The sequence below is a fragment of the Halomonas organivorans genome (assembly GCF_014192055.1).
GTDB lineage: Bacteria > Pseudomonadota > Gammaproteobacteria > Pseudomonadales > Halomonadaceae > Halomonas > Halomonas organivorans.
The window spans coordinates 1-12,979 of sequence record NZ_JACHXM010000038.1 but is presented as its reverse complement, the minus strand read 5'-3'; the positions used below and the strand labels follow the sequence as shown (position 1 = coordinate 12,979).

The 12,979-nt window shown below is 66.1% G+C and carries 15 protein-coding genes and 1 other RNA gene; 4 read left to right on the top strand and 12 right to left on the bottom strand.

The genetic code is table 11. The features are described from left to right. Nucleotides 1–33: 33 nt before the first annotated feature. From FHR96_RS20410 to rsmI, 5 genes are all read right to left on the bottom strand, one after another. Nucleotides 34–1,740 carry a peptidoglycan D,D-transpeptidase FtsI family protein gene (locus FHR96_RS20410; protein WP_183389553.1) on the bottom strand — a complete coding sequence of 569 codons (1,707 nt, stop codon included), beginning with the start codon at nt 1,738–1,740 and terminating at the stop codon, nt 34–36. After that, nucleotides 1,737–2,060, bottom strand: a complete 324-nt coding sequence (gene ftsL / locus FHR96_RS20405; protein ID WP_183389552.1) for a cell division protein FtsL — start codon at nt 2,058–2,060, stop codon at nt 1,737–1,739. Before ftsL ends, FHR96_RS20410 begins: the two co-directional genes overlap by 4 nt. Before the next feature lie 7 nt (nt 2,061–2,067). After that, on the bottom strand, nt 2,068–3,024 hold the full coding sequence (gene rsmH, locus FHR96_RS20400; RefSeq protein WP_183389551.1) for a 16S rRNA (cytosine(1402)-N(4))-methyltransferase RsmH: 957 nt from the start codon (nt 3,022–3,024) through the stop codon (nt 2,068–2,070). Nucleotides 3,025–3,074: 50 nt separating this feature from the next. Then, an RNA gene (gene rnpB / locus FHR96_RS20395) (RNase P RNA component class A) lies at nt 3,075–3,427 on the bottom strand. Between the two features lie 32 nt (nt 3,428–3,459). After that, nucleotides 3,460–4,317, bottom strand: coding sequence for a 16S rRNA (cytidine(1402)-2'-O)-methyltransferase (gene rsmI, locus FHR96_RS20390; protein ID WP_183389550.1), 858 nt, complete (start codon nt 4,315–4,317; stop codon nt 3,460–3,462). A gap of 46 nt (nt 4,318–4,363) precedes the next feature. On the opposite strand from rsmI, the gene FHR96_RS20385 reads away from it, so the two are divergent. The 4 genes from FHR96_RS20385 to FHR96_RS20370 are packed head-to-tail and all read left to right on the top strand — an operon-like array spanning nt 4,364 to nt 7,681. Further along, nucleotides 4,364–6,127 carry a penicillin-binding protein activator gene (locus FHR96_RS20385; protein ID WP_183389549.1) on the top strand — a complete coding sequence of 588 codons (1,764 nt, stop codon included), beginning with the start codon at nt 4,364–4,366 and terminating at the stop codon, nt 6,125–6,127. Next, on the top strand, nt 6,111–6,479 hold the full coding sequence (locus FHR96_RS20380) for a YraN family protein (protein WP_183389548.1): 369 nt from the start codon (nt 6,111–6,113) through the stop codon (nt 6,477–6,479). Before FHR96_RS20385 ends, FHR96_RS20380 begins: the two co-directional genes overlap by 17 nt. Nucleotides 6,480–6,503: 24 nt before the next feature. Beyond that, nucleotides 6,504–7,097: a phosphoheptose isomerase gene (locus FHR96_RS20375; protein ID WP_097788660.1), complete on the top strand. Its 594-nt coding sequence runs from the start codon at nt 6,504–6,506 to the stop codon at nt 7,095–7,097. A 5-nt stretch (nt 7,098–7,102) separates the two neighbouring features. Beyond that, nucleotides 7,103–7,681 carry a BON domain-containing protein gene (locus FHR96_RS20370; protein WP_183389547.1) on the top strand — a complete coding sequence of 193 codons (579 nt, stop codon included), beginning with the start codon at nt 7,103–7,105 and terminating at the stop codon, nt 7,679–7,681. A gap of 94 nt (nt 7,682–7,775) precedes the next feature. On the opposite strand, the gene FHR96_RS20365 is transcribed toward FHR96_RS20370, so the two are convergent. The 7 genes from FHR96_RS20365 to rplM all read right to left on the bottom strand — a co-directional run bounded on the left by FHR96_RS20365 (nt 7,776) and on the right by rplM (nt 12,748). Beyond that, on the bottom strand, nt 7,776–8,246 hold the full coding sequence (locus FHR96_RS20365; RefSeq protein WP_183389546.1) for a ClpXP protease specificity-enhancing factor: 471 nt from the start codon (nt 8,244–8,246) through the stop codon (nt 7,776–7,778). A 55-nt stretch (nt 8,247–8,301) separates the two neighbouring features. Beyond that, the gene (gene sspA / locus FHR96_RS20360; RefSeq protein WP_183389545.1) at nt 8,302–8,928 is read right to left on the bottom strand and encodes a stringent starvation protein SspA; all 627 of its coding nucleotides are present in this window, start codon (nt 8,926–8,928) and stop codon (nt 8,302–8,304) included. A 149-nt stretch (nt 8,929–9,077) separates the two neighbouring features. After that, nucleotides 9,078–9,845 carry a cytochrome c1 gene (locus FHR96_RS20355; protein ID WP_183389544.1) on the bottom strand — a complete coding sequence of 256 codons (768 nt, stop codon included), beginning with the start codon at nt 9,843–9,845 and terminating at the stop codon, nt 9,078–9,080. After that, the gene (locus FHR96_RS20350; RefSeq protein ID WP_183389543.1) at nt 9,845–11,104 is read right to left on the bottom strand and encodes a cytochrome b; all 1,260 of its coding nucleotides are present in this window, start codon (nt 11,102–11,104) and stop codon (nt 9,845–9,847) included. Before FHR96_RS20350 ends, FHR96_RS20355 begins: the two co-directional genes overlap by 1 nt. Beyond that, on the bottom strand, nt 11,104–11,697 hold the full coding sequence (petA, locus tag FHR96_RS20345) for a ubiquinol-cytochrome c reductase iron-sulfur subunit (protein WP_183389542.1): 594 nt from the start codon (nt 11,695–11,697) through the stop codon (nt 11,104–11,106). The genes FHR96_RS20350 and petA overlap by 1 nt, the downstream gene beginning before the upstream one ends. Before the next feature lie 219 nt (nt 11,698–11,916). Further along, nucleotides 11,917–12,306 (bottom strand): 30S ribosomal protein S9, encoded by a 390-nt coding sequence (gene rpsI, locus FHR96_RS20340; protein WP_183389541.1) that lies wholly within the window; start codon nt 12,304–12,306, stop codon nt 11,917–11,919. A gap of 13 nt (nt 12,307–12,319) precedes the next feature. Beyond that, nucleotides 12,320–12,748, bottom strand: a complete 429-nt coding sequence (rplM, locus tag FHR96_RS20335) for a 50S ribosomal protein L13 (protein WP_183389540.1) — start codon at nt 12,746–12,748, stop codon at nt 12,320–12,322. Between the last annotated feature and the right edge of the window lie 231 nt (nt 12,749–12,979).

Genomic DNA, 12,979 nt, shown 5'->3' with positions numbered 1-12,979 from the left:
TTTCCTCTCGGTGAGCGGGCGAGTCAGCCCTCATTAGTCTGTCTCCGCCTGATCCGGCGGCACGTCCAGGATGCGCAGCGCATTGCCAGCTACCCGGGAGAACACCGGCGCGGCCACGGCGCCGCCATAATAGGAGTCGCCGCGGGGGTGGTCGATCATCACCACGGCGATCAGTCGAGGATCCGACACTGGCGTGATGCCTACGAACAGCGAGCGATAGGCGTTGTCCTCGTAGCCCGAGCCACCGGTCTTGCGCACCGTACCGGTCTTGCCGGCCACGCTGTAGCCCGGCACGAGGCCGCGTCGCGCACCGGTCCCCGGGGCCACCACCTGGTCCATCATGCCCAGTACGCGGTCGGCGACCGCCGGCTCTATGACCGGCTGCCCCTGCGGAGCCTCGTTGAGCCGCAGCAGCGACGGCGGCAGGCGCTCGCCGTGGTTGGCGATGGCGGTATAGGCGCTGGCCAACTGCAGCGCCGACACCGACAGGCCATAGCCGTAGGACAGCGCGGCCCACTGGCTGCTGGACCAGACCCGCGGCGACGGCACGCTGCCGCTGGCCTCGCCGGGGAAGCCGGTGCCCGGCGCCTGATCGAGCCCCAACGCCCGGTAACGCTGGGGCACCACGGGATCATCCAGCTGCAGGGTCAGCTTGGACATGCCGATGTTCGAAGAATGTTCGAGGATACCGGACAGGGTCAGCTTGCCGTAGTTGGCAACGTCCTTGATGGTGTAGCCGTCGATGACCATCCAGCCAGGCGAGGTATCCACCACGGTATCCGGGGGAAACTTGCCGGTTTCGAGCAAGGCCGACATGGCCAGGGGCTTGATCACCGAGCCGGGCTCGTAGACATCGACGATGGCGCGGTTGCGCAACCCGTCGGGGTCGATACCGGCGCGATTGTTGGGGTTGTAGGACGGCTGGTTGGCCATGGCCAGCACCTCGCCGGTGTGGGCATCGAGCATCACCAGCACCCCACCGTCGGCGTTGTTCTCGTCCACCGCCGTCTTGAGCTCACGGTAGGCCATGTACTGCAGGCGCTGATCGATCGACAGGGTCAGGTCGCCGCCGGGCTCGGCCTCGCGCAGCACCTCGAGATCGCGCACCAGCCGGCCGCGACGATCCTTGAGCACCCGACGACGCCCCGGTTCACCGGAGAGATAGGGCTGATAGGCCAGTTCGAGCCCTTCCTGCCCCTGGTCGTCGATGTTGGTCACACCGACCAGTTGGGCGATCACCTCACCGGCCGGATAATAGCGCTTGTACTCGGCCCGCTTGTGCACACCGGGAACACGCAGGTCGAGCACGCGCTGGGCGGCCTCGGGGGTCATGCGGCGGCGCAGATACATGAACTCGCGTTCGGCATAGCGATCGATGCGTGCATTCAGAGCATCCAGGTCCTGCCCCAGTGCCTGCGCCAGCCGCAGCCGCTGGATGCCGTCGTCGGGCAAGTCCTGTGGATTGGCCCACAGCGTCACTACCGGAGTGGAAATCGCCAGCGGCTCGCCGTGGCGATCGGTAATCATGCCACGGTGGGCGGGGATGGCATCGACGCGCAGGGTCCGGGCATCGCCCTGCCCCTGAAGGAAGGAGCGGTCGAAGACGTGCAGGTCGACGATGCGACCGGCAAGCAGCGCCAGGCCGAGCAGCACCAGCCCCAGCATCACCCGGTAGCGGGCCTGGCCCATCGGCGCCGAGGTCCGGCGACGCGCGCTCTCGCTGCGTGGCGTCGCGCTCATGGGCGAATGACCTCCACTTCGTCGATATCCGGCAGGCGCATCTCGAGACGCTCGCTGGCCAGACGCTCGATGCGCGACGGCGAGGACCAGGCACTCTCCTCCAGCAGCAGCTGCCCCCACTCGGTCTGCAACTGCTGTTGCTCGCGTTCGAGCCGTTGCAGCTCGGCATACTGCTCACGGGTATGGTGGCTGGTGGCAATCACCACCAGGGCGGCGCCCAGGCAGGCCAGCAGCAGCGCACCGTTGACGACCAGCGCCAGGGTCAGACGCAGGCGCAGCGGCCAGGCGAAAGCGGAGGTGGCATCACGTCCCTGAGCCATGTCAACCTCAGTATCGTTTGCGCGCCGCGCGCATCACCGCACTGCGGGCACGGGGATTGGCCTCGACCTCCTGCGGCCCGGGTCGGCGCGCCTTGCCCAGGGCCTCGAGGCGACGCTGGATCTGGTCGTCACGCAGCGGCACGCCCTTGGGCAAGTGCGTATCACCGCGCACATGATCGCGGATAAAACGTTTGACCCGGCGATCCTCCAGCGAATGAAAGCTGATCACTACCAGGTGGCCGCCGGGGGCCAACGCCTCCAGGGCCGCCTCGAGGGCGGCATCGAGCTGATCGAGCTCGCCGTTGACCTGAATTCGCAGCGCCTGGAAGGCCCGGGTGGCCGGGTGCTTGCCTTTCTCCCAGGCGGGATGCGCCGCCTTGATCACCTCGGCCAGGTCGGCGGTGCGGGTAAAAGGCGTTTCGACGCGGCGCACCACGATCGCCTTGGCCAGCCGACGGGCGAAGCGCTCCTCGCCGTAGGTCTTGAAGACCCGGGCGATCTCGCCTTCATCGACCCGGGCCAGCCAGTCCGCGGCGCTCTCGCCGCGGGACGGATCCATGCGCATGTCCAGGGGGCCGTCACGCAGGAAGCTGAAGCCGCGCTCGGGGTCGTCGAGCTGGGGCGAGGAGACGCCGACATCGAGCAACACTCCGGCCAGCCGGCCATGCAGGCCGCGCGCTTCGGCGAACTCGCCAAGGCGCGCGAACTCACCTCTCTCGATGGCGAAGCGCGGATCGTCGATCGCGGCCGCCTCGACGATGGCCTGGGGATCGCGATCGATCGCCAGCAGGCGTCCTTCGGGCGCCAGGCGCTCGAGTATCGCACGGGAATGACCGCCACGGCCGAAGGTGCCATCGAGATAGGCCCCGGCAGAATCGTGGATCAGGGCCTCGACCGCCCCATCGAGCAGCACGCTGGCATGGCGAAAGCCGCGGGAGGCGTGTTCGGGGGCGGATGACGTCATGCGATTCTCGGTGGCGGCTGGCAGGGCGCCGCAAAACGGCGATGGAAATTCGTGGGAGTCGGCCGATAAGCCGGGTTCTGTCGAGGACAGCCATTCCTCTAGGGGCGACGTCACCGTCGCCCTCGAGCAACCTACCCGAACCCAGCGCGGGCCACGCCATGGGGTTCCTATTTGGTCTTGCTCCGAGTGGGGTTTACCGTGCCACGCACTGTTACCAGGCGCGCGGTGCGCTCTTACCGCACCCTTTCACCCTTACCGGCCTCCCGCAGGAGACGTAGGCGGTCTTCTCTCTGCTGCACTTTCCGTCGGCTCGCGCCGCCCAGGCGTTACCTGGCACTCTGCCCTGTGGAGCCCGGACTTTCCTCCCCCGGATTTCTCCGGCGGCGACTGTCTGGCCAACTCCCGCGGCAAGCATACCAGCGCCCCGGCACCCCCTCAATCCCCGTCCTTGAGGGACTGCGCTCTGGCATACCAGATCTTCTTGGCACCACCCAGGGTACGCGCGGTCACCGCCGCGGCCTGCTTGACCCCGACCCCCTCGGCAAGCATCGCCTTGAGCAGGGCATCCGCCTCGATGATCGAGGCATCTCCGCCGGCCTTGGGCTGGGCACCGGCCACCATCACCACGAATTCGCCGCGGGCCTGATCCGGATCCTCGGCGAGTCGTGCGAGCAGCGCCTCGGCACTCCCCTCGAGGAAGGTCTCGAAGGTCTTGGTCAGCTCGCGGGCCAGCACCACCCGCCGCGCGCCAAGCACGGCAGCCAGATCGGCCAGGGTGTCACGGATGCGGTGGGGCGACTCATAGAACACCAGGGTCTCCTCGCGCTCGGCCAGCGCCTCGAGCCGACCGCGCCGCCCCCCGCCCTTGGCGGGCAGGAAGCCCTGGAACAGGAAGCGATCGGTCGGCAAGCCAGCGGCAGACAGTGCCGCCACCAGGGCACAGGCACCCGGCACCGGCACCACGCGACGGCCGCGAGCACGCAGCTCGCGCACCAGCACGAAACCGGGGTCGCTGATCAGCGGCGTACCGGCATCGCTGACCAGTGCGACGGACTGCCCGGCGGCCAGCCGTGCGTCGATCTGGTCGACTCGGGCGGCCTCGTTGTGCTCATGCAGCGACAGCGTTGACGGGGCGATCCCGAGGTGGCGCAACAGCCGTGAGGTATGACGGGTATCCTCCGCGGCCACCAGATCGACTTCGCCCAACAGCCGAGCGGCCCGGGGACTCAAGTCGTCCAGATTCCCAATCGGCGTGGCGACCACGTACAATACCCCTTCAATGGCATCTGACATTTCGGCTCCCGGGATGCACTCCGCACGTGAGGACAAGGAAGGATTCATGAAGATTTCGTCTCGCGGCCCGCTGGCCGCTGCCCTGATGGCGCTGTGGCTGGCCGGCTGTGCCTTCCAGCCCGCCGTGACCGAGCGACAGCCCACCGGCGATCCGGACCAGCTACTGGCCCAGGCCGAGCAACAGGCCCCCGAGCAGGCGGCCCTGTCCCGCCTCCAGGCGGCGGACATCCTAGCACGCCAGGGCAGCCGCCCCCAGGCGCTGGAAATCGCCAAGGAGATCGACGACAGCCGCCTCTCCCCCGACGCTCGTGGCCGCTGGGCGCTGCTGCTCTCCGACCTGGGCGACACCGAGGACGATCCCTGGGCCGTGATCCAGGCAGCGCAATTGCTCGACGAGATCCAACTGCCCCGCGATCAGGCCGACCTGCTGCGCGAACGACAGGCCCGCGCCCTGGGCCAGGTCGACGAGCCCCAGGCGGCCGCGCGCGCCTTGCTTCGCCTGCAGGCCGACACAGGACGAGTCGATCTCAACGACCCCATCTGGGAACAGCTCTCGAGCCTGGCACCCGGCGCCATCGCCGAATTGCGCGACGGCGCGGATGACCCGACCCTGGCCTGGCTCGACCTGGCCGACCTGGTGCGCTCCAGCGGCGGCGATATCCAGCGACTGTTCACCCGCCTCGACGAATGGCGCAACCGCAACCCCCAGCACCCCGCGGCACGCCGCTTGCCGGCCGACATCCTGGCGCTGCGCGAACTGCGCGGCAAGGACGTACGCCACATTGCCGTCTTCCTGCCCGAATCCGGCCCCCTGGCCGGGGTCGCCGATGCCATCGAGCAGGGGCTGCGGGCCCATCACATGAACACCGTCAACGGCGGCGCCAGCGGCGCCCAGCTGACCTTCCTGGATTCCTCGGCTGGCAACCTCGACGCCCTGTATCAGGAGGCCCAGCGGCAGGGCGCCCAGGTAGTGATCGGCCCGCTGGACAAGGACGCCGTCACTGCCCTGGAGCGCCGCGACCGGGTACCGATGCCGACGCTGGCACTCAACTACGGCGAGGACGAGCACAGCAGCGCCAAGGGGCTTTTCCAGTACGGCCTGTCCGCCGAGGACGAGGCGCGTGAAGTCGCGGCCCGCGGCCGCCAGGACGGCAAACGAAGCGCCTCGCTGCTGGTACCCGACAACGCCTGGGGCCGCCGGGTCGGCGAGGCCTTCGCCGCGGCCTGGCGGGAGCGCGACGGCGAGATCGCCAACGCCGTGCGCTACAACCCCGGCCGGCCGGCCACCGAGAGCACTCGCCGCGCCCTCGGTTCGAGCCGACCCGACATGCTGTTCCTGCTGGCACTGCCCGACTATGCTCGCCAGGTGCCGCCGACCATCGACTACTACGCCTACAATCAGGGCCTGTCGGTCTATGCGACCTCGCATCTCTACGAGGGACGCCCCCAGCCGCGGCTCGACAAGGACCTCGACGGCGTGATGTTCGTCGACATTCCCTGGCAGATTCCGGATGCCGCCGTGGGCGGAGAAGAGGCCCTGCCCTTCCTCGACAGCTATCGCCAGCTGCGCGAGGAGTCCGATCCCACCATGTTCCGCCTGATGGCCATGGGCGTCGACGCCTACGAACTGGCTCGGCGACTGCCGCAGTTCCAGGCCATTCCGGGCAGCGAGCTGTTCGGCGCGACCGGCACCCTGAGCGCCGACCGCGACGGTCGCATCCATCGCGACTTGCCCTGGGCGCGCTTCGCGGACGGCGTGCCCCGCCCGCTGATCGACATGCGGCGCCTCGGCGATGGCCAGGCCCTCTGACGCCCGACGCCGCGGCGCGCACATCGAGCGCGTCGCCGCGGACTGGCTGATCGGCCAGGGGCTCGACCTGGTGGCCACCAATCAGCATGCCAAGGGCGGCGAGCTCGACCTGGTGATGCGCGAAGGCGAGGTGCTGGTGTTCGTCGAGGTTCGCCATCGCGCCAGCAGCCGCCACGGCCATCCGCTCGAGACCGTCACCGCCACCAAGCAGCGCCGCCTCGTCCAGGCGGCGCGTTTTTATCTTCAGCGCAACCGGCTATCATGTGCCTGCCGCTTCGATGTGCTGGCCGTGACCGGCACGCCGCCCGACCTCGGCTTCGAGTGGGTGCGCGGGGCCTTCGAAGCGTTCTGACCGCCCAAGGACCAGGAAGCCACGATGGATTTCCAGAACCGCATTCTCGGACACTTCAACGCCAGCATCGACACCAAGACCTACGCCAGCGAGGTGCTGCCGCCCTTCATCGAGGTCGCCAGCCAGATGATGGTGCAGGCCCTGGTCAACGAAGGAAAGATTCTGGCCTGCGGCAACGGCGGCAGTGCCGGCGACAGCCAGCACTTCTCTTCCGAACTGCTCAACCGCTTCGAACGCGAGCGCCCTAGCCTGCCGGCCCTGGCACTGACCACCGACACCTCGACGCTGACCTCGATCGCCAACGACTACAGCTACAACGAGGTGTATTCCAAGCAGGTGCGCGCCCTCGGCCAGCCCGGTGACGTACTGCTGGCGATCTCCACCAGTGGCAATTCCGGCAACGTCATCCAGGCCATCCAGGCCGCCCATGACCGCGAGATGACGGTGGTGGCCCTCACCGGCCGCGACGGCGGCAACATGGCCTCCCTGCTCGGCCAGGACGACTGCGAGATCCGCGTCCCGGCTACCTCGACGGCCCGCATCCAGGAGGTTCACCTGCTGGTGATTCACTGCCTGTGCGACCTCATCGACGAACAACTCTTCGGCGCAAGCGAGTGATGCCCATGCCCAGCAAGTCCCGATTCCTCGGCCTGTCCCTGGCCCTGATGCTGACCCTGTCCGGCTGCACTACCGTCAGCTCGGTCACCCACCCCGGCACCATCAACGAAAACTACGGCGAACGCACCCTCGGCACCAAGGTCGAGGACGAGAGCATCGAGACCAAGGTCGCCCACAACCTCGGCAGCACCGATGCGCGACTGAGCGATGCCCGCATCAACGTCGACAGCTTCAACGGCGTGGTGCTGCTCACCGGCCAGGTGCCGAGCCAGGAGCTCAAGAACATGGCCGAGCGCGTTGCCGGCGATGTCCGCAACGTGCGCCGCGTCCACAATGAACTCTCCGTCGCCGCCAACCTGCCGGCCAGCCAGAAGCTCTCCGACACCTGGCTAAACACCCGTATACGCACGGCCCTGGTCGCCAACGAAGCCATCGACTCCAGTCGCCTGCGCATCGTCACCGAAAACAACAGCGTCTACCTGATGGGCATCGTGCGCCGCGCGGAAGCCGAACGCATCGTTGCTGCGGTTCGCAACGTCGGCGGCATGCAGCGCATCGTCAAGGTCTTCGACTACCTGGACTGACCCGCCCCACCCGGATTCGCCGACCAGAACGCAAGACGGCAGGCCCAGAGGCCTGCCGTCTTGCGTTGCGCCGAAGGCACACGGCCCGGCGGCACTATTTGACCACGCGCAGCGAGGGACGCCCCTTCTTCGGCGCCTCCTCCTTCTCTTCCTTCGACTCGTCGTCGGTTGACTCGCCTTCCGCCTCGACGCTCGACAGCCCCGGCGCATCGGCCTGGGGCGCCTGCTCGTCGTCGACGTCCACCCCCGGCATCACCGGCTCGTGGCCGAAGACCATGCCCACGCCGTTCTCGCGGGCATAGAGGGCGATCAGCGCCTCGATGGGCACCATGATCTGCATCGGCTGACCTCCGAAACGCGCCGAGAAGGCGATCGCCTCGTTGGTCATCGACAGGTCGCGAATCGCGCTGACGCCGAGGTTGAGCACGATCTGTCCGTTCTGCACGAACTGCCGCGGCACCTCGACGCCCTCTAGCTCGGCATCGACCACGGCATAGGGTGTCAGCTCGTTGTCCAGCAGCCACTCGTACAGGGCCCGCGCGATATAGGGACGACTCGATTGCATCGGTTGGCCCTCCTGGGTTCGGGGCCCCGGCCTCGGGCCGGGGCGTGAAAGAGATTCAGGGACGCATCTCGCGCTCGCCCTCGCTGAGGGCCGCCTTGAACCCCTCGCGATCGAAGACGCGCTCCATGTAACCCATCAGCGGCTTGACCTGCTTCTCCGGGAGCTCGATGCCGAGCACCGGCAGGCGCCACAGGATCGGCGCGAGGCAGCAGTCCACCAGGGTAAACTCCTCGCTCATGAAGAACGGCATGTCCTCGAAGATCGGCGAGATCCCGATCAGGCTCTCGCGAAGCTCCTTGCGCGCCTTGTCGGCATCCTTCTTCGATCCGCTCTGGATCTGTTCGACCATCGGGCACCACTCGCGCTCGATGCGATGCATCCACAGCCGGCTCTGGGCACGCGCCACCGGGTATACCGGCAACAGAGGCGGATGCGGAAAACGTTCGTCGAGGTACTCCATCATCACCTTGGACTCATAGAGCACCAGATCACGGTCAAGCAGCGTGGGCACGCTGTTGTAAGGGTTGAGATCGGCAAGCTCCTCGGGGTGGCTATCCTCGGTGACCTCGACGATATCCACCGCCACGCCCTTCTCGGCGAGCACGATACGCACTCGATGACTGTAATGATCATCGCCCCCGGAGTAGAAGATCATCGACGACCGCTTGGCCACTACACCCATGAAACAATCCTCGCATCAGTTCGTGCCGAGATGATAACACGACGCACCCACTCTCGGGGGCCTCGTCTGCATGCCTGTCCACGGGCATGCCACCAGACGAGGGCGCATGACCGTCGCCATGCGCCCTGCGCTGCCGCTTGCCGTTCGGATCAGTGAATATCGCGCCAGTATTCGCGCTTGAGCAGGTAGGCAATGACGCCAAAGATGAAGATGAAGATCAGCACCTTGGGCGCCAGCGCCTGGGCCTGAAGCTTGGACGGCTCGCCAACGTAGGCCAGGAAGTTGGTCAGGTCGAAGACCGCCGCTTCGAACGCTTCGGGCTCGAGCCGCCCCGGCTCGGTGACCCGCAGCGTTTCGCAGGACTGGTACTTGCCGGTCAGCGGATCGAGTTCGGCCCCCTCGATGGGATGATCCGAGGCGGCGCAGACCTTCTCCTGCACGCCCTGCAGCGACTCCAGCACATTGGGCATGGCGACCAGCGGAAATACCCGGTTGTTGACGCCGGTGGGTCGAGAGGGATCCCGGTAGAAACCGAGCAGATAGGAGTAGATCCAGTCGGTGCCGCGCAGCCGCGCCTCCAGCGTCAGGTCCGGCGGCGCCGCCCCGAACCAGTTCTCGCCGTCGGAGGCCTTCATGGCGTTGTGCATCTGGTCATTGAAGCCCAGCGCCGAGGAGAAGATCAGATTGTCCTCAACCAGGTCCCGGGGCATGTCGAGATCCTCGGCGGCGCGAGCGAAACGCTGATGCTCGAGGGAATGACACCCCATGCAGTAGTTGACGAACAGCTTCATGCCGTTCTGCAGCGAGGCCCGATCGTGCAGGTCCGGCGTCATCTCCTGCAGGTGCACGCCGCCTTCTGCGGCGAACCCGACCGTCGGCATCAGAGCGAGGAGCAGCGCAAGCAGTCGCTTTTTCATTAGCCAGTCACCCTTTCCGGAACGGGTTTGGTCTTCTCCCACCGGGTGTAGAGCGGCATCAGCAGGAAGAAGGCGAAATAGACCACGGTGCACAGCTGGGCCAGCGCGGTGCGACCCGCGGTGGGAGGCAATACGCCCAGCACCCCCAGGATGACGAAGCTCACGGCGAACAGCGCCAGCATGAGCCTGGAGATCCAGCCCTTGTAGCGAATGGAGCGCACCGGACTGCGATCCAGCCAAGGCAAGACAAACAGCACGGCAATGGCCGCCCCCATGCACATCACGCCGAGGAACTTGGCCTCGAGGCCGAACAGCGAGAAGGTGATAGCGCGCAAGATCGCGTAGAACGGCGTGAAGTACCACACCGGGGCGATGTGATCCGGCGTCTTCAGCGGATTGGCCGGCTCGAAATTGGGCTTCTCGAGGAAGTAGCCGCCGCCCTCCGGGAAATAAAAGATCACGGCACAGAACACGAACAGGAAAACCGCAACCCCGACGAGATCCTTCACCGTGTAGTAGGGGTGGAAGGGAATGCCATCCAACGGCTTGCCGGCCTCGTCCTTCTTGCCCTTGATGTCGATGCCATCGGGATTGTTGGACCCCACCTCGTGCAGGGCAATGATGTGCAGCACCACCAGCGCCAGGATCACGATCGGCAACGCCACCACGTGGAGCGCGAAGAAGCGATTCAGGGTGATGCCGGAGATCAGGTAGTCACCGCGAATCCACTGGGCCAGATCGGGACCGATCCCCGGAATGGCGGAGAACAGCGAGATGATCACCTGGGCCCCCCAGTAGGACATCTGCCCCCAAGGCAGCAGATAGCCCATGAAGGCCTCGGCCATCAGCGCCAGGTAGATGGCCATGCCGAAGATCCACACCAACTCCCGCGGGGCCTTGTAGGAGCCGTAGAGCAAGCCGCGGAACATGTGCAGATAGACCACGATGAAGAAGGCCGAGGCGCCGGTGGAATGCATATAGCGGATCAGCCAGCCCCACTCCACATCGCGCATGATGTATTCCACGGAGGCGAAGGCCCCCTCCGCGGAGGGATTGAAGCTCATCGTCAGCCAGACGCCGGTGAGAATCTGGTTGACCAGCACCAGCAGTGCCAGCGAGCCGAAGAAATACCAGACGTTGAAGTTCTTGGGCGCGTAATACCTGGACAGATGCTCCTGCCACATCTGGGTCGCCGGGAAACGATCATCGACCCAGCGCATGAAGCCGCGCTCCGCCTTGGCCTTGTTCGAATGTCCCATCAGGCAGTCTCCTTGTCTTCGCCGACGACGATGACGTCATCGCTCTCGAAGCGATAGGGGGGAACCTCGAGGTTCAGCGGTGCCGGCACATTGACGAAGACACGTCCCGCCAGGTCGAACCGCGATCCGTGACAAGGGCAGAAGAAACCGCCCGGCCAATCCGAGACATCCACGCTGCCGGGCTCCGGCTTGAACAACGGCGAGCAACCCAGGTGGGTACAGATGCCGATCAGCACGCCGATCTCGGGCCGGATCGATCGCATATCCCCTTCGATATAAGCGGGCTGCTGGGGCTTCCTTGATTCGGGATCGGCGAGACGCTCGGCACCGATGGCCTCGGTGCGCTCGATCATCTCGGGGGTACGATTGAGGATCCAGACAGGCCGACCGCGCCATTCGACGGTCATTCGCTGACCGGGCTCGAGCTTGGAGATATCCGCCTTGACGGGCGCCCCGGCAGCCCTCGCCCTGGCGCTGGGCTGCCAGGAAGCCACGAAGGGCACCGCTACCCCGACCGCGCCTGCCGCCCCGACGACGGAGGTGGCGCCCACGAGGAAACGGCGCCGCCCCTTGTTCACGCCGCTGTCTGTCATTTTTGGAATTCTCCCATCTGCTTACCCGTCGTTCCTTCACGAGCACCAAGCGCGCCGAGACCACGGACTGCGCGATGAGTTCCATGGTAGGGAAACGGACCGTCCCGCACAACAAACCCTCATGGACGCCTGACAAGTTAGCGACAAATTCTTGACCTCGCACAAAAAAACGCCCGGGTCGAAGGACCCGGGCGTTTTTGATGCGGCTGGCGTCGCGTATCAGCGCTTGGAGAACTGCGGACGACGACGCGCCTTGCGCAGGCCGATCTTCTTACGCTCGACCTCACGGGCATCACGAGTCACATAGCCGGCTTCGCGCAGCGGCTTGCGGAAGTCCTCGTTGTACTCGATCAGGGCACGGGTGATGCCGTGACGGATCGCCCCGGCCTGGGCGCTACCGCCGCCGCCCTTGACGGTGACGTAGACGTCGAACTGCTCCAGGGTCTCGGTCAGCTCGAGGGGCTGACGAACGACCATGCGGCCGGTAACGCGGCCGAAGTACTCGTTCAGCTCGCGGCTGTTGACGGTGATCTTACCGGTGCCCGGCTTCAGGAAGACGCGGGCGGTAGAGGTCTTGCGGCGACCGGTACCGTAATACTGCTGTGTCATGGCGATGGCTCCCTTAGAGGTTCAGTTCTTGCGGCTGCTGGGCGGCGTGCGGGTGCTCGGTGCCAGCGTAAACCTTGAGCTTGGAATACATGGCACGACCCAGCGGGCCCTTCGGGAGCATGCCCTTGACCGCGGACTCGATGACGCGCTCGGGGGCGTGAGCGATCATCTTCTCGAAGTTCATGGAGCGCAGACCACCCGGATAGCCGGTGTGGCGATAATAGTTCTTGGCACTGGCCTTGTTGCCGGTGACCTTCACCTTCTCGGCGTTGATCACGACGATGTAGTCGCCGGTGTCAACGTGCGGGGTGTATTCCGGCTTGTGCTTGCCACGCAGGCGGCGAGCGATCTCGGTGGCCAGACGGCCCAGAGTCTTGTCCGCAGCGTCGACGACGTACCAGTCGCGCTGGACGGACTGCGGCTTGGCAGTGAACGTCTTCATGGGTGAATCACCAAATCGATGTATTGGGTCTTGCCCCGCCTCGGCGAGTCGGACCATCCCTATTCTTCTTGGTTGCCGCCAGCGGCGACAACGGTCGAGCGCGCGAATTCTACATGCCGCGCGCCGACAAGGCAATGCTGGAAGCTGGAAGCTGGAAGCTGGAAGCTGGAAGCTGGAAGCTGGAAGCTGGAAGCTGGAAGCTGGAAGCTGGAAGCTGGAAGCTGGAAGCTG